General features: G+C 39.8%; 14 protein-coding genes. All 14 read left to right on the top strand.

Annotated features, from left to right (window positions below; genetic code table 11):
* Positions 1-70 precede the first annotated feature (70 nt).
* The 14 genes from RWN13_RS02080 to RWN13_RS02015 all read left to right on the top strand — a co-directional run bounded on the left by RWN13_RS02080 (position 71) and on the right by RWN13_RS02015 (position 16,898).
* Positions 71-2,266: an HDIG domain-containing metalloprotein gene (locus tag RWN13_RS02080; protein ID WP_314059988.1), complete on the top strand. Its 2,196-nt coding sequence runs from the start codon at positions 71-73 to the stop codon at positions 2,264-2,266.
* 2 nt (positions 2,267-2,268) lie between these two features.
* The gene (gene ybeY, locus RWN13_RS02075) at positions 2,269-2,742 is read left to right on the top strand and encodes an rRNA maturation RNase YbeY (protein WP_314059987.1); all 474 of its coding nucleotides are present in this window, start codon (positions 2,269-2,271) and stop codon (positions 2,740-2,742) included.
* Positions 2,720-3,139, top strand: a complete 420-nt coding sequence (locus RWN13_RS02070; protein WP_314059985.1) for a diacylglycerol kinase family protein — start codon at positions 2,720-2,722, stop codon at positions 3,137-3,139. The genes ybeY and RWN13_RS02070 overlap by 23 nt, the downstream gene beginning before the upstream one ends.
* A gap of 15 nt (positions 3,140-3,154) precedes the next feature.
* On the top strand, positions 3,155-4,057 hold the full coding sequence (gene era, locus RWN13_RS02065; protein WP_314059984.1) for a GTPase Era: 903 nt from the start codon (positions 3,155-3,157) through the stop codon (positions 4,055-4,057).
* A 139-nt stretch (positions 4,058-4,196) separates the two neighbouring features.
* On the top strand, positions 4,197-5,024 hold the full coding sequence (gene recO / locus RWN13_RS02060) for a DNA repair protein RecO (RefSeq protein WP_314059983.1): 828 nt from the start codon (positions 4,197-4,199) through the stop codon (positions 5,022-5,024).
* A gap of 420 nt (positions 5,025-5,444) precedes the next feature.
* Positions 5,445-6,335 (top strand): glycine--tRNA ligase subunit alpha, encoded by an 891-nt coding sequence (glyQ, locus tag RWN13_RS02055; protein WP_314059981.1) that lies wholly within the window; start codon positions 5,445-5,447, stop codon positions 6,333-6,335.
* A gap of 1 nt (position 6,336) precedes the next feature.
* Positions 6,337-8,427, top strand: coding sequence for a glycine--tRNA ligase subunit beta (gene glyS, locus RWN13_RS02050; RefSeq protein WP_314059979.1), 2,091 nt, complete (start codon positions 6,337-6,339; stop codon positions 8,425-8,427).
* 18 nt (positions 8,428-8,445) lie between these two features.
* A complete protein-coding gene (locus RWN13_RS02045) occupies positions 8,446-8,829 on the top strand; it encodes a RidA family protein (RefSeq protein ID WP_314059977.1) in 384 nt (127 codons plus the stop codon).
* Between the two features lie 191 nt (positions 8,830-9,020).
* A complete protein-coding gene (locus tag RWN13_RS02040; protein WP_314059975.1) occupies positions 9,021-10,583 on the top strand; it encodes an ABC transporter permease in 1,563 nt (520 codons plus the stop codon).
* 13 nt (positions 10,584-10,596) lie between these two features.
* Positions 10,597-11,271 (top strand): ABC transporter ATP-binding protein, encoded by a 675-nt coding sequence (locus RWN13_RS02035; protein ID WP_314059973.1) that lies wholly within the window; start codon positions 10,597-10,599, stop codon positions 11,269-11,271.
* Positions 11,264-12,913 (top strand): PASTA domain-containing protein, encoded by a 1,650-nt coding sequence (locus RWN13_RS02030; protein WP_314059972.1) that lies wholly within the window; start codon positions 11,264-11,266, stop codon positions 12,911-12,913. The genes RWN13_RS02035 and RWN13_RS02030 overlap by 8 nt, the downstream gene beginning before the upstream one ends.
* A 245-nt stretch (positions 12,914-13,158) precedes the next feature.
* A complete protein-coding gene (dnaG, locus tag RWN13_RS02025) occupies positions 13,159-15,072 on the top strand; it encodes a DNA primase (RefSeq protein ID WP_314059970.1) in 1,914 nt (637 codons plus the stop codon).
* A gap of 24 nt (positions 15,073-15,096) precedes the next feature.
* Entirely contained in the window at positions 15,097-16,212 is a 1,116-nt protein-coding gene (rpoD, locus tag RWN13_RS02020; RefSeq protein ID WP_314059968.1) for an RNA polymerase sigma factor RpoD, read from the top strand.
* A 236-nt stretch (positions 16,213-16,448) separates the two neighbouring features.
* Complete coding sequence (locus RWN13_RS02015; protein ID WP_314059967.1) at positions 16,449-16,898, top strand: hypothetical protein; 450 nt, start codon at positions 16,449-16,451, stop codon at positions 16,896-16,898.
* The last annotated feature ends 49 nt before the right edge of the window (positions 16,899-16,947 follow it).

Here is a 16,947-nt window from a genome sequence, read left to right as displayed (position 1 = left end):
GCAGGATGCTGGAAAGAGCTTTGTTTATTTCAGCAACTGTTTGTCTGTCTAGTAGTAAGGAGTAGTAGCCATGAAATTAGATTTTGGATTGTTGCAAAAAAAATTAGGCAAGAAGTACATGGTGGGCTTGGTCATTGTTTTCGGTCTCTTGTGTTTTGTGTTGCTCTATAATAATGTACGCCAAAAGGCCGTATCGATCAAAGAAGGTAATCTTGCATCGGAGACGATTCGTGCCAACAAGACAATTGAAAATAAATACGAAACAGAAGAGAAGCGGCGATTAGCCGCCGAAACGGTTAATCCGGAATATACCTATGACAAAGAGATTGCCACTAAGCAAGTTGAGCTAGTCAATCAGCTATTTACCCTTGTGACTGAAGTTAAAACGGATGCTGATAAGGACTATGAAACGCGTCGAAATGCAGCTAAAGATAAAGCAACCGTCACCCCAGCTACCACGGAAGAGCTAGTAGCCTCATTGAAGAAAAAGTTTGAGTCGATCAACCAGGACGATATTTCCTTCTATCAGGGCTTTCCTAATGCTTTTTATGAAGGTATCTTTAAATTAAGTGAAGGTGATTTGAAAACCGTTCGAGATCAAAGTGTGTCTCTAGTTCAAACCAAAATGGCCGAACCAATTCGCAGCAGTAATTTGGCGGCGGTTCGTCAAAAAGTGAACGATGAGATTCAGTATTTGAATTTGGGAAATGACCTTCAACAGTTAATTAAGTATGTGACGGACAAAGGGATCGTTGTCAACGAAGCCGCAAATGATAAACGGACGGAAGAATTAAAAGAACAGGCCATGGCGAAGGTCAATCCTGTGATGATTTATTCCGGAGAAGTAATCGTTAGGGAAGGGGTCCAAATAGATTCCCGAGCGATTCAAAAGCTTGAATTATTAGGGCTAACTAATCGTGAACCTTCCATATTTCCATTAGTAGCATTGATTGTTTTGATTATTTTGCAAATTGCGGTACTTGGTTACTTGGTTTTCCATACTAGTGAGTTGGAAAGGCAAGTACGCTTTACAACGTTTTATGTATTGATGGTCTTAATTGGCTTGATTGTCATGAAGGGGTTGCAGTTATTTCAAAATGAAGCCTTGGCTTATGTACCACTGATTTTTCCTGCGGCATTTACGCCCCTTGTACTAAATCTGTTTATCAGTCGACGAGCCAGTATTATGGGTGCCTTGTTTCAAACGGCTTTTTCAATATTTGTTTTTTACGATTTAATCGGAACGAGCACCTTGCTTTTAATTGTATTAACCTATATGTTTACTGGGTTAATGGCTACCTTAATTAAGCGGGAACGGATTGGTCGTCAGTTAGGAGCAGCTGCCCTTTGGATTATCGTCTTCCCAATGGTTTTTGTTTTTATGGTGACCATTTATCAAGGCATGGACTTTAAGGATTCCAAGACGATCGCGACTCTCTTGTGTGCGTTTGCTGGAAGTCTCTTTACCTATCTAATGTCTGTTGGGTTGCACCCATACATTGAACTGATGCTAAATGATGACAGTGTCTTAGTCTTAAATGAGTTAAGCAACCCTAATCATCCTTTATTGAAGCAGTTACTGGTCGAAGCGCCGGGGACTTATCACCACAGCATGATGGTAGCTAGCCTTAGTGCCAATGCTGTAGCCGACATCGGTGGACGGTCACTCCTAACACGTGTGGCTTGTTACTATCACGATATTGGCAAGATTAAACATGCCAATTTTTTTGTGGAAAACTTGCCAGATGGTGCAGAAAATCCCCATAATTTTTTATTGCCAGAAGACAGTAAGGAAATTATTTTTAGTCATGTTTCCGAAGGGGTGAAAATTCTTGAAAAAGAAAACATGCCTCAGTTGGTGATTGACATTTGCCAGCAACATCATGGAACAACCTTAATGGGTTTTTTCTACGCTAAGGCCAAAGAGCGAGATTCGGAAACCAAAGAATCCCAATTTCGTTATGTGGGACCTCGACCGCAGACAAAAGAAGCAGGTGTGGTTAGTTTGGCGGATACCTGTGAAGCGGCGGTTCGAGCAATGGATCACCCAACAAACGAAAAAATTGCTAAATTTGTTAAGAATTTAATTGAATCACGGATTTTAGATGGTCAGCTTGATGATACGGGGTTAACGATGAAAGAAATTCGAATTATCGAACAATCTCTTATTAATGGCTTGTGCAGCACGTTCCACTCACGCATTAAATATCCGAAGATGAAATCAGAAGCCGAAGAAATGAAGAAAGAACAGGAAGAGAGAGCATAATTATGGATATTACGTTAATGGATGAAACGGAAAGTGTGACATCGGAGCAGTTGGTTGAAATTGAAAAGTTGCTGAACTTTGCGGCGAACCAGTTGGAAATTGCCGATAGTACAGAAATGTCGGTGACCTTTATGGATAATGATGGTATTCAAGCGATTAATCGTGATTACCGCCAAAAAGACAGTCCGACAGATGTGATTAGCTTTGCTTTGGAAGAACTTGGGGAAGGTGAAATGCCGGTGATTTTTGAGGGAGCGGACGCACTTCCTCGAAATCTTGGGGATATTATGATTTCGATTGAAAAAGCGATGGAGCAAGCTGTGGAATACGACCATGCTTATGACCGAGAATTAGGCTTTTTGGCGGTTCATGGCTTCTTACATCTCAATGGTTATGATCACATGACCGAAGAAGATGAAAAAGAGATGTTCGATTTACAAAGAAAGATTCTCGATGCCTATGGACTTACACGATAAAAAGAGTGATGAACAAACCTATAAAAATAAAAGTTTTATTGCGTCTTTAGAATTTGCGCTTCAAGGATTCCGTACAGCTTTTAAAGAAGAGCGGAATTTGAAAGCCCATGTCTGCTTGGCGATTGTGGCGATCATTGCTGGTTTTATTTTCAGACTGGCTCTGAACGAATGGCTGTGGCTGCTGCTGGTGATCTTTCTTGTAATCGTGATGGAGATCATCAACACAACGGCGGAAAATATTGTTGACATGGTCACAAATTATCATTTTAATTCAATTGGAAAAAAAGTAAAAGACATGGCAGCGGCGGCCGTTTTATTGACGGCTTGCTTTGCCATGGTAGTCGGTGCGTTAATCTTTGTCCCAAAAGTTTGGGCGATGTTAAGTAATTTTTTATAAGAAAGAGGAAATCAAATGAGTTCAGTCCACAAATCAGGGTTTGTAGCCATTATTGGTCGCCCGAATGTAGGGAAATCAACCTTGTTAAATCGTATCGTTCGTCAAAAAATAGCGATTATGAGTGACAAAGCACAAACTACACGAAATAAAATTCAAGGTGTCTATACAACACCAGATGCTCAAATTGTTTTTATTGATACACCTGGTATTCATAAACCAAAACATCGCTTAGGTGATTTTATGGTGGAAACGGCTTATAGTGCCTTACGGGAAGTGGATGCGGTCCTCTTCATGGTGAGTGCGGAGCAACCTCGTGGCCGCGGCGATGATTTTATTATCGAGCGGTTAAAAAATAGCCAAGCGCCAGTTTATTTGATTATTAACAAAATTGACACGATTCATCCGGATAAACTATTTGCGATTATTGAAGACTATCGCCAGCAAATGGACTTTAAAGAAGTGGTGCCGATTTCGGCAACAGAAGGCAATAATGTAGAAAAATTATTAGAGGTAATCGAAGCAGAGATGCCAGAAGGCCCTCAGTACTATCCTGAAGACCAGGTAACGGATCATCCGGAGTATTTCATCGTCTCTGAACTAATCCGCGAGAAGGTCCTCTTATTGACCAGAGAAGAGGTGCCTCACTCAGTAGCGGTTGTAGTGGAGGACATGAAACGTGATGAGTACGATAAGGTCCATATTCAAGCAACCATTATTGTGGAACGTTCTAGCCAAAAAGGCATTTTAATTGGTAAAGGCGGCTTAATGATGAAAGACATTGGCATTAAAGCTCGTAAAGATATTGAAAATTTATTGGGCAATAAAGTTTATTTGGAATTGTGGGTTAAAGTTCAAAAAAATTGGCGTGATAAACAAAAATATCTCCAAGATTACGGCTATCGTGACATGGACTATTAAGACTAAAGGCATTGACGTACAATCGTCGATGCCTTTTCCTTATGAGTCAGAAGTTATCTCAGTTTGGATGGGTTGGAAAATCAGCCAAATTAGAGTATGATAACAAGAGAACTCAGGGAAAAAAGGGAGGCGTTGGCAAATGAAAAGTAGCAGCAGTGAATCAAAAGGAATCATCCTGTTTGCCCGCAACCACCGTGAAAAAGATAAGTTGGTCAAAATATTTACTGAAAAACATGGAAAGATGATGTTTTTTGTCAAGAATGCTAATCGACCAAACAACAGCATTACAACAGCTATTTTACCATTTACAGAAGCGGTCTTTGTGGGAGAGTTTCGGGAAGAGGGTCTGTCTTTCCTAAACGATTCGAAAGAGGTTAATGGCTTTCAGCGAATCCAGCAGGACATTTTTATTAGTGCCTATGCTACCTATATATTAAATTTGGTTGATGTGGCCATTGAAGATCTGGTGTATGATCCGGCTCTTTATGGATTTACCCGCCAGGCGTTAACCTATTTAAACCAGGGATTAGATGCTGAAATTATCACGAATATATTTGAATTGCAACTACTGGCCCGTTTTGGTTTTGCGTTTCAGTGGAAACAATGTGCAGTTTGTGGGGAGACTCAAGGTAAATTTGATTTTTCATCCCAGTATTCTGGTGTGTTATGCGAACGGCACTGGCACTTGGATGACCGTCGTTACCATGCTAAACCACGGGCTATTCATTTTATGCGTTTGTTCTCCAGTATCAGCTTAGATCAAATTAAAAGCATTGAGCTAAAAGATGAAACAAAAGAAGACATTCGCAAGACCATCGATTTACTTTACGATGAATTTGTAGGCATTCATTTGAAGAGCAAAAAATTTATTGATGAGATGAAAAATTGGGAGACAACCATGAGAATTCCTAAGCGGGAGCCCAAGGTGGAAACAGCCACTGAATTTGAAGGTGAAGAAGATAAGTGATGGCGTTGGCTAAAGATGGGCGAATTTTTTAAGCGGTTAATGGCATCTTGGAAAACAAGCGGGAACCATAATGGGGCTTCTCGATTAAAATAATGGTGATTCTAGTTGACAGCTTATTAACTAAAGGCTATTATTAGTGTAATAAAAAAAGTTACAGTGATGGAGAATAGTAGATAGTTTTCTAAACAAAGCGAGATTGGGATAGTGGAAGCCAATTTGCGGAAAAAGATTGAATGGCGCTCTTGAGTAACCTTAACGAAGCTGCTGATGGAAATCAGAAGTAGGGTGGAACCGCGATTAACTCGTCCCTATGTTTAACATACTCATGTTAAGCATAGGGACGAGTTTTATTTATGTCAGTCTTACATTACTATTAAGAAGTGTGTCGCAAATAAGCGAGCACAATGGAGGAGAGATCAAATGAAAAAGAAGTTAACAGTACAAGAAATGATTTTAACATTACAAAAATTTTGGTCAGATCAAGGCTGTATGCTAATGCAGGCCTATGATACTGAAAAAGGCGCCGGGACTATGAGTCCGTATACTTTCTTGCGGGCAATTGGACCTGAACCTTGGAATGCGGCTTATGTAGAACCGTCACGTCGTCCAGATGACGGACGTTACGGTGAAAACCCTAATCGTTTGTTCCAACATCATCAATTTCAAGTGGTCATGAAACCTTCTCCCGATAATATTCAAGAGCTGTATTTACAGAGTTTGGAATTAGTTGGAATTAATCCTTTGGAACATGATATTCGTTTCGTTGAAGATAATTGGGAAAATCCGTCAATGGGTTGTGCTGGTCTGGGCTGGGAAGTTTGGCTTGACGGCATGGAGATAACACAATTTACCTATTTCCAACAAGTGGGCGGATTAGAGTGTAAGCCTGTGACGAGTGAAATTACATTTGGGATTGAACGTCTGGCTTCTTATATTCAGGAAGTGGAAAGTGTCTATGATTTAGAGTGGACAGATGGCGTGAAATATGGCGAGATTTTTATTCAACCAGAGTACGAGCATTCGAAATATGCCTTTGAAGAAAGCAATCAAGAGATGCTCTTTATGCTATTTGAAATGTACCAAAAAGAAGCACAAAAATGTATCGAAGCTGGGCTGGTCCATCCTGGTTACGACTATGTGTTAAAATGTAGCCACGCCTTTAACTTGCTGGACGCTAGAGGGGCAGTGTCGGTCACAGAGCGAGCTGGTTTCTTAGCTCGAATTCGTAAAATGGCCCGTGAGCTTGCAAAAACCTTTGTGGCTGAACGTGAAAAATTAGGATTCCCATTATTGAACAAGGAGGCTAACTAAGATGACGTATCAATTTTTATTGGAAATCGGTTTGGAAGAGATGCCAGCACGGGTAGTGACCCCTAGCATCAAACAGTTAAAAGAAAAAACAGAGAAATTCTTAAAGGATAATCGTTTAAGTTTTGAGTCTATCGACCCATTTTCGACGCCTCGTCGTTTAGCGGTTCGGATCAATGGTTTGGCCGAGAAACAGACAGATATTGAAGAAGAAGCTAAAGGACCCGCTAAGAAAATCGCCCAAGATTCAGAGGGCAATTGGTCGAAAGCGGCTCAAGGGTTTGCCAGAGGTCAAGGCATGACCACTGATGATATATTTTTTAAAGAAATTAAGGGCATTGAGTACGTTCATATTAATAAATTTGTGGCTGGGCAAACCGCTCAAGCTGTTATGCCTAAAATAGTTGATGTTATCAAAAGTCTGAGCTTCCCTGTCAGCATGCATTGGGGAACTCATGACTTTAAATATATTCGTCCGATTCACTGGTTGATTGGGTTATTGGATGATGAGGTGATTCCTTTTGACCTGGTTGATATCCATTCGGGCCGCGTTTCTCGTGGACATCGTTTCCTAGGCCAGGAGACGGAAATCGATCATGCGGCGAATTATGAGACTAAATTAGCTGAACAATCGGTTTATGTTAAAGGGGAAGAACGCCAGGCTTTAATTGAAAGACAAATTGGCGCCATTGCTCAAGAACAAGAGTGGCATGTCGAATTAGATGAGGATTTATTGGATGAAGTCACTAATCTAGTGGAATATCCCACAGCGTTCGCGGGAAGTTTCGAAGAGAAATACTTGGCTATTCCAGATGAAGTGTTAGTGACATCGATGAAAGAACACCAACGTTATTTCGATGTTCGTGATGGCTCAGGTCAATTGTTACCATTTTTCATCTCAGTTCGTAACGGCAATGGAGAACATTTGGACAATGTAGTAAAAGGAAATGAAAAAGTTCTAAGAGCTCGTTTGGAAGATGCTGAATTTTTCTATAAGGACGATCAGGCCTTAACCATTGAAGCTTGTGTGGCTAAGCTTCGTCACGTGACGTTCCATGAGAAAATCGGCTCTATCTACGAGAAAATGCAACGTGTTGGCGCGATTGCTCATCTCGTTGGGCAAGAAGTTGGTTTAACCGAGACTGAATTAATTCACCTAGACCGTGCAGCCGAGATTTACAAATTTGATTTAGTGACTAATATGGTTGGTGAATTCCCAGAGTTGCAAGGAATTATGGGGGAAAAATATGCCCTGATGCAAGGGGAAGATCCAGCGGTTGCTCAAGCGATTCGCGAACATTACTTGCCGATTTCAAGTGAAGGTGACTTGCCCGAATCTAAGATTGGCGCCGTGTTAGCGGTAGCGGATAAGACAGACTCTGTTCTGAGTTTCTTTAATGTAGGCATGATACCAAGTGGTTCTAATGATCCTTACGCTTTGCGTCGACAGACATATGGCATTATCCGTATTGTGACTCAAATGGGGTGGAATTTCCCATTGATTCGTCTTCAAAGTCAAATTGCTGAGATAATTAATGCAGATAGTGAACGGTTTGGTATTGAATTGGCTCAGACTCAAGAAGGCGTGACGGACTTTATTAAAGGTCGGATGAAGCAATTCTTAAGCACTCGAGGCATTCGTCATGATATCATCGAAGCTGTGACAAATGCTCAGCAAAGTGATTTAGCGACAATGGTCGAAGTGGCGACGATTCTTAAGGAACGTCATGAAGATAGCGACTTTAAACCATCTGTTGAATCCTTGACACGGGTCATGAACCTTGGTGCAAAAGGCCAAGAACTGTTGCAACAAGGGGTCGAAGAGGCTATCCAGCCAGCTTTATTTGAAAATGAAGCGGAACAAGCCTTATATGAGGCGGTAGAAAAAGTAGAAAAAAATGTAAGTGAACGAACTTTAAGCGAAAATTATGAGGCATTAAAAAACCTTTCGCCTCTGATTGAAGCCTATTTTAATGATACAATGGTAATGGCGGAAGATGAGTCTGTTCGCGAAAATCGACTTCGTCAATTATTTAAAATTGCGCGATTGGTCTTGTCGTTTGCTAGCTTAGATTTATTAATTGTTAAACAATAAAAAATAAAGGAGTAATTTATGAAAAAGATTGAAACAGCAAAAGCACCCTCAGCAATCGGGCCTTATGTCCAAGGGAATATCGTCAATGGTTTGTTATTTTCTTCAGGTCAAATTCCCATTAATCCAGCTACTGGTGATGTGGAAGAAACGACTATTGAAAAACAAACTAAGCAAGTCATGGAAAATATTAAGGCTATTTTAGACACAATCGAAGGTGATTTCGACAGCATTGTGAAAACTACGTGTTTCTTGTCAGACATGGAAAACTTCGGTATTTTTAACGAAGTTTATGGCTCTTATTTTGGTGATGAACTGCCTGCCCGTTCATGTGTGGAAGTGGCTCGTTTACCAAAAGATGTGTTAGTTGAAGTAGAAATAATCGCAGAAGTGCCTAAAAAGTAAAAACATAGAAAGACATTGTTATCTTATTTGATAGCAGTGTCTTTTTTTTTACCAATCTTCCCTATTCAAGGTGACAATATTGGAAGGTTAAACCTCCCAAATTTGATAGTATTTGATTTTTCACTATGGTATAGTCAAAGTAACGAAATAAAAAATGGTGCTTTTTAGCATGTTTAATGGAGGATGAAGAAATGAATTTTTTCAAACGTGCGCTAGCTAGCGTTACACGAAGAAAAGGGAAATCGATAATTTTATTCGCAGTTGTCTTTATTTTAGGAAATGTCATTGCTGGCGCAATTTCCATTCAACAAGCGACTAAAAGTGTTGAGAAGAACATTAAGGGACAATTAGGCGGGACGGCAACGATTGGGTTTGATCAGAAGGAGATGGAGAAGTTTTATAAGGATAATCCTCAATCTGAAAAAGGTCCTGATATGAAGAGCGTTACAAAAAAGGAAATTGAAACCATTGGTAGTTTATCTTATGTGAAATATTATGATTATTCGGTTAATAATTGGGTGCAAACAGCTAAACTTAAAGGGTATGAGCCTAAAAGTATGAAGGATAGTGGGATGTCTTATACAGATCCTTCAAGCAAATTAAAATACCAGTTTGGTGTAAAAGGTGTCAATTATGAGAAAATTCTGGATGTTGAAGAAAAAAAGATTGAAATAGTTAGTGGACGGGTTTTTACTAAGGAAGAGATTAGTCAGGGGAAGGCAGTTGCAGTAATCTCCAAGCAAATGGCGGATGAAAATAGTTTAAAAGTAGGGGATAAACTGGTGATGGATGCAGGCTCTGAGAATTGGGGAGCGATGGATAGTGCTGCAAGTGAGTCTGACAGTGATGCTGAACCGGCACCAAAAGAATATTTCTTCCAAGATCAAGTTTACGAAATAGTTGGGCTATTTTCACCATTAAAAAAGGAAGAAAAAACTGAAAAAAAAGCGGATCCTAATTCCATGGACCCTTTTCTTGAAATGGAACAATATAATAGAGTGTATGCACCAAATGATGTAGTAGTTAAAACGTTAAAAGACTTTCAAAAAGGGATTGAAGAGAAGTTTCCTGAGATGAAAAGTGAAATGACTGAAAAAGAAGCTAATGAGTCATTCGAATCAGTAACCCCGTATTTTGTCTTAAAGTCACCAGAAGATGCGGATGCATTTCGGACAGAAGTAACACCCTTGTTACCTGATAAATACAGTAAGTTAATCATGTCAACCGATCAGTACGATTCAATCGCAGCCCCTGTTAAAAATATGTCGAAAATTGCGACATATGTCATTTTTGTTTCCGTAGGTGCGACATTGTTGATAATCTCATTAGTTGTTTTATTATTCTTGCGCGATCGCAAACATGAACTAGGTATATACTTATCCTTAGGCGAGACTCGTGGAAAAGTAATCGGACAAATCGTCATCGAAGTTGTAGTCATTGCCTTTGTTGCAATTACTTTATCTGTTTTTACTGGTAATATTCTAGCTAAAGGTGTTTCTGGTTCTTTAATTGAAACACAAATGAAGGCTAAAGAAGAAGAAGATATGGGTGGCATGAATTATGATTATGAACTTGAGCAATTAAACGCAGGAAATTCAGTTGACGGTACCGATGTTACTAATTCCTATAAAGTAACACTATCACTAGGCTATATCATCATCTTTTACGTGGTGGGACTTGGCACAGTGTTGTTATCAACGATTGTTCCGCTAATCTATATATTGCGACTAAATCCGAAGAAAATTATGATGTAAGGAGGAACCAAAAATGGCAATACTTGAAACAAAAAAAGTTAATTATTATTATCAAGATGGGGATAAGCGTCGGTTCATCTTGAAAGATACCAGTGTTAAATTTGAAAAAGGCAAGTTCTATACAATTCTTGGACAATCGGGTTCAGGGAAGACTACCTTCTTGTCGTTAATCGCGGCCTTAGATGCGCCGAAAGATGGCGAAGTGTTGTATAAAGGGAAAGACATTAAAAAGATTGGCTATGAAAAATACCGTCGAAATGATATCGGCATTATTTTCCAGAGTTATAACTTGATTCCTTATTTAACAGCGGCTGAGAATGTCTTAGTGCCAATGGCTATCACTGAAAATGACTTACCTGCTGATCAGAAAGAAGTCGCCTATAACTTATTAGACTATATCGGCATTGTAAAAACCAAGGCGGATCGTCCGGTTAATAAATTATCGGGTGGAGAGCAGCAGCGGGTTGCCATTGCCCGTGCTTTGGCGACAAACGTTGATATTATTTTAGCTGATGAGCCGACTGGTAATTTGGATGAAGAGATGGAAGCGGAAATTGTAGAGATCTTTAAGACACTAGCCCATGAACATGATAAATGTGTTATCGTTGTAACCCACTCCAATGAAATCGCCGAACTATCCGACGAAACATTGTACTTAAGAAAAGGAATACTGAATAAATATGAGTGATTTTTTATCTAATTTCGACAAAAAAAACTATGAAAAAACTATTTCAGAAAAAAATGGTAAAAAACTTGCACCTGAATCACATGATCCAATGCCAACTAAGGATGAAGCTGACACTCGTACCGCTCGCAAAAAACGCTCGTCAAGCAAGCCTCGTTCACGTGAAAAGGAAGTCGCTGAACCCGTTATGGAAGAGACGATTAGTGAAGAGAAAGCCGTCGAGGTAGTTGAGCCAGAGCCGGTTAGTTATTCAGATATGTCAGAACCGGTTGAAGGGGAATTCGAAGACATTGAAGACAGTAGTGAAGAAGATGATTACTATCCGGAGGATCAACCTAATACCTCGGCTGTTGTCGAGAGGCCAACTGCGGAAGTAGCGACTGACGACGAGGAGACAACGAGTCGTTTCAGTGAAGAAGAGACGGAAATCGATCCCACTTATAAAAAGCGGAAACGGTTGAAGATTATCATCTTTACGGTCATTGGGGTTATTGTTGCTATAGCATTGTACTGGATGTATTATTCTTACACGCATGTCGCGATGCCCAAATTCACAGGTAAAAATATTTCTGAAGCTCGTGCCTGGGCATCTGAGAATGATGTGAAGTTAGATGTGGAACAAAAGTATGATTTTGATAAAGAAGTTAATTCAGTGGTCAAACAGGATGTTAAGTCTGGTAAAAAGATCAAGAAGAAGTCAACTGTTAAGTTGGTTTCAAGCTTAGGTCCTGACCCAGAAGAACAAATTCCACTACCAGATTTTTCTAAAATGAACAAAAGTGCGGCAGATGAGTGGGTCGTTGAGCACAAAGCAGAGAATTTATCGATTCTTGAGGAATATAGTGACACTGTCGAAAAAGGGAAATTTATCCGTCAGGAAATTAATGACAAAGAGATCAAACCTGAAAGCTACAAGCGAGAGGATCAAGCCGTTGCTTATTTCTCTAAAGGCAAAGAAACCTTTGAAAAAGATGTACCAGTTCCTGACTTTAAAGGCAAACCGAAATCCGAAGTAGAGACTTGGGTTAAGACCAATGAAATTAAGATGGAATACAAAGAAGTGGATTCCGATACAGTAGCTGAGGGAATGGTTGTGTCTCAAAGCATTGAGAAAGCTCAAAAAGTAGCGAAACGAGATGCAATGAGTGTTGAAGTTTCGACAGGAAAAGCCTTCACTGTGCCTAATTTTTGGGACTATACACCAGAGACAGCTGCGACTGCGGCGGAAGGATTATCCGTTAATGTTAAAACCACTTTTTCAGGTGATGTTCCTTACGGTCAATTGATTTCACAATCGGTTGAAGCAGGGACAAAAATGAAGATGAAAGATCTAAAACCTGTTACGGTGACTTATTCAGCAGGGCGACCTTATCTGCGATCATATTTTGGATCGTTGGAAGGTGACTTAGAGAAATTATTCTTTGAAGAGTATCGCTCCAAAGGTGCTAATATTACGTATACCACTTACTACGTCGACTCAAGTGAAGAACGTGGTAAAGTCGTAGACATGAGTGCATATAACCAATACGTGGCAATGGATTATGTAGTTAATATTGCCATTAGTAATGGTAGTAAAGCATCCAAACCAAGTGAGACACCCGCAACACCAGAACAAAAGACACCAAGTGATAATACGGAGTCGTAATGTCAATAAAATGGCTACCTATCGGAAACGATGGGTAGTTTTTTTTGAGTGGTGATTGACTGACCAAGGAGGAATAGTTTTAGCGGATTTTCTGAAACATAATGATTGAAAAATCAACCGATTGTGCTATAATGGAATATGTATCTTTGTGTACGTTTATCTTTGGTCGCGCTAAATGGTTTTTCTGTTTAGTGCGACCTTTATATACTAACGCATCACATTAAGTAGAATGTGGGGTGAACAACATGTCACAACGTATCCCTCAAGAGGTTATTGAGGAAATCAGGCGACAATCGAATATTGTCGATGTTGTTGGTCAGTATGTCCAATTAAAAAAATCAGGAAAAAATTATTTTGGCCTGTGTCCCTTCCACGAAGAACGTTCACCGTCATTTTCTGTGGCGGAAGATAAGCAGATGTATCATTGTTTTGGCTGTGGCAAGGGAGGTAATGTTTTTAAGTTTCTTCAAGAAGTTGATGGTCTTTCTTTTCCAGAATCCGTTAGAAAAGTAGCGGATATGGGCAATGTCCAGTTGGAATATGAGTTTACTGACGCCAGTCAAGCTGAACCGAATGAACATCAACGTCAACAAAATGAATTAATCAAACTTCACGAAAAAGCCGCAGATATCTTTCATCATGTGCTATTGAATACCCAAGCAGGTGAACAAGCCCTGAATTACTTAAAAGGCCGCGGGTTGACCGAAGACATTATCACTGAGTTCCAAATCGGATTTGCACCAAGAGAACGTATTTTGTTGAAGAAAATTTTTGAAAATGAAGCGGTCAGTGATGAATTGCTGGATGCATCAGGTTTAATGACTCAGCGGGATAACGGTGAATGGCTTGATCGCTTTTATCAGCGAATCATGTTTCCAATTCGTAATGCTCAGGGAAAAATCATTGCCTTTTCTGGCAGAATTCTTCAAGTGGAAAATTTTGACAATGATAAAATGCCAAAGTATTTAAATAGTCCGGAAACCTTAATATTTAATAAAAGGCAGACTCTTTTCAATTACGATCAGGCTAAAAATGAAGCAAGAAAAGAGCAGGAGTTAACGCTTTTTGAAGGTTTTATGGATGTTATTGCAGCTTGGAATGCAGGGGTTAAAAATGGCGTTGCCTCCATGGGAACCAGTTTAACCAATGAGCAAATCAAAATGATTCAGCGTACGTCTAATAAGTTGTTACTGTGTTACGATGGGGATTCTGCTGGGATTGAGGCGACCAAAAGAGCATTGGACTTATTGTCCAGTGAAACGACCTTGGAACTGAGCATTGCCAGATTGCCAGATGGCTTAGATCCAGACGATTATATCGGCAAGTATGGGCCCGAGGAATTTGTTCGTTTGACTAAAAATGGGCGAGAGACGGAATTCACCTTTAAAATGAGTTACTTTAAACGAGGTAAAAATCTTAAAAACGAACAAGAACGATTTGGTTATTTGCAAGAAATAGTCAAAGAATTGGTGAAAGTTCCTTCTGTGATTGAGAGAGAGGTTTATATCAATCAAATAGCTGAAGAATTTGAAATTTCAGTTGAGGCCATTACAGAGGAAATTCGTGGCGCCCAAAAGGACGGTCATCGAGAGTCTCGTGAAAATAGGCAGAAACGGCAAGCGCCGGAGTTTAACCACTACGAGCCGCCAATGGATTATCAGGAACCACACTATGATGAACCGATGCCAGCACCTGAAAGTCGTTCGCCAAAAGAATATCAAGTGAAGCCAATGACTTATGGTGAGAAAGCTGAGCAAATGCTACTATTCCGTATTATGCATGAGCGAGCAGTTCGTGCTAAAATCAACCAAGTCAGCGAGTTTGCGTTTATTCATGATGAATACCAGGAGTTATATAGTCATTTTAATGACTATATGTTGACTCAAGGAACATTTGTTGAGGCTGACTTTCTCAGCTATCTTCAAGAAGATTATTTAAAAGAAAAGTTTGTCACTGTCTCGTACATCGAGATGTCTGAGGAAAGTTCTGTTAAAGAAATTGATGATTATTTATTGGCCCTAAAGCGATATCGACTAGAGTCTGTAAAACAACAAAAAATCATCGCCCAAAAAGAAGCGAGCCGAACAGGGAATAAGCAGTTAGAACAAGAATTAACTGTTGAAATAATAAATATTCAACGCGAATTAAAAAGTGTATGATAATAATAAAGGGGGCTTTCTTCCGTGTCAAAAGAAGTCGAAGCAAATAAAACAACATATAGTAAAGCAGTATCTGCGTTTATCAAAGAGTACAAGCCAAAAGGCGAAGTTCTTTATGATGAGCTAACAAATAAGTTAGCGACGCCTTACGAATTGGATTCTGAGGGAATGGACAGCCTTATTCAAAAAGTAGAAGACCAAGGAATTAGTGTTGTGGATGAATCTGGCGAACCAGCTGCCCGAAGCTTGCAAAAAGAAGAAAAAGTCAGTAAAAAGGAAGTCAATGAAGATTTATCAGCACCTGCGGGTGTTAAAATTAATGATCCAGTGCGGATGTACTTGAAAGAAATCGGTCGTGTGTCATTATTAACAGCAGAAGAAGAAGTTGAATTAGCTTTACGTATCGAAGATGGGGATCAAGAAGCTAAACAAAAACTAGCAGAAGCTAACTTGCGTTTAGTTGTGAGTATTGCGAAACGTTACGTTGGACGTGGCATGCAGTTTCTTGATTTGATTCAAGAAGGTAATATGGGGTTGATGAAAGCTGTTGAAAAGTTTGATCACACTAAAGGATTTAAATTCTCAACATATGCCACTTGGTGGATTCGTCAGGCGATTACTCGTGCGATTGCTGACCAAGCAAGAACGATTCGGATTCCTGTTCATATGGTTGAGACCATCAATAAATTAATTCGAATTCAACGTCAATTATTACAAGACCTAGGTCGGGAACCAACACCAGAAGAAATCGGAGCTGAAATGGATTTACCAACTGAAAAAGTTCGGGAAATTTTAAAAATCGCCCAAGAGCCTGTTTCGTTGGAAACGCCAATTGGTGAAGAAGACGATTCCCACCTTGGTGACTTCATTGAAGATCAGGATGCGACGAGCCCAGCAGAACATGCGGCTTACGAGCTTCTGAAAGAACAATTGGAAAGTGTTTTGGATACCTTAACTGACCGTGAGGAGAACGTCTTACGCTTACGTTTTGGCTTAGATGACGGTCGTACTCGCACGTTGGAAGAAGTGGGCAAAGTCTTTGGGGTAACCCGTGAACGGATTCGTCAAATTGAAGCGAAAGCTTTAAGAAAATTGCGTCATCCGTCTCGTTCAAAACAACTTAAAGATTTCTTGGAATAAAATAATAGAAGCCGCTAATTTAAGGAACCCTTAGATTAGCGGCTTTTTTGGTTGTTTTTACATAGAACTGAGACGTGGCTTAAGCGGCATTTAGTTTGGATTTTCTTTAATTTTGTTAAAGGTCTGGTTTAATTTTTATTCAGAAGGACATATAGTTGTCTAAAGTATAAAAGCTATAGTAAAATTGGGAGGAAGCGTTGGGCTTTTGGCGCTAATAATGAAGAGGAGTGTGTGTGATGAAAAGAAAAGTCTGGTTAATCAGCGCATTAGCATTAGCAGTGATTTCGTTGGCTGCTTGTGGTACGAAAGATAAGGAAACCGTTAATTCAAGTGAGGCGAGTAGTGTGAAAGAATCGAGTGTGGCTTCGTCGGAGTCAAGTGAAGCGATGAAGCAGTCTGTGATTAAAGGTGTATTAAAGGAAGATGTAACAGTTGACGGCGACAAAGTCAGTTTCTTTATGACAGAGGTTGAAGGTGTCAGTGACCTGAATGAGATTGCCAAAGGCATCGGTGAAGAGGGGGTTATTTTAAATGCGGAATCCAAGGAAGTGGATGGCGAATTTAAGGCAGATGACTTTAAAGCTGGTCAAGCCATTGAAGTAACCTTGGATGCTAATCCGATAATGACCCGATCATTGCCGCCACAAATTCCAGGAGCATCCATTATTTCGATTAAAAAGCTGTAAGATAGCTGACCTGGTGAATGGATAAGTGTTATAATGGGCATAAAGAAAT

Source organism: uncultured Vagococcus sp., from assembly GCF_963518325.1.
In the GTDB taxonomy this organism is placed as follows: Bacteria; Bacillota; Bacilli; order Lactobacillales; family Vagococcaceae; genus Vagococcus_D.
Note: the sequence above shows the minus strand (reverse complement) of the source record. Positions and strands in the feature narration are given on the sequence as shown.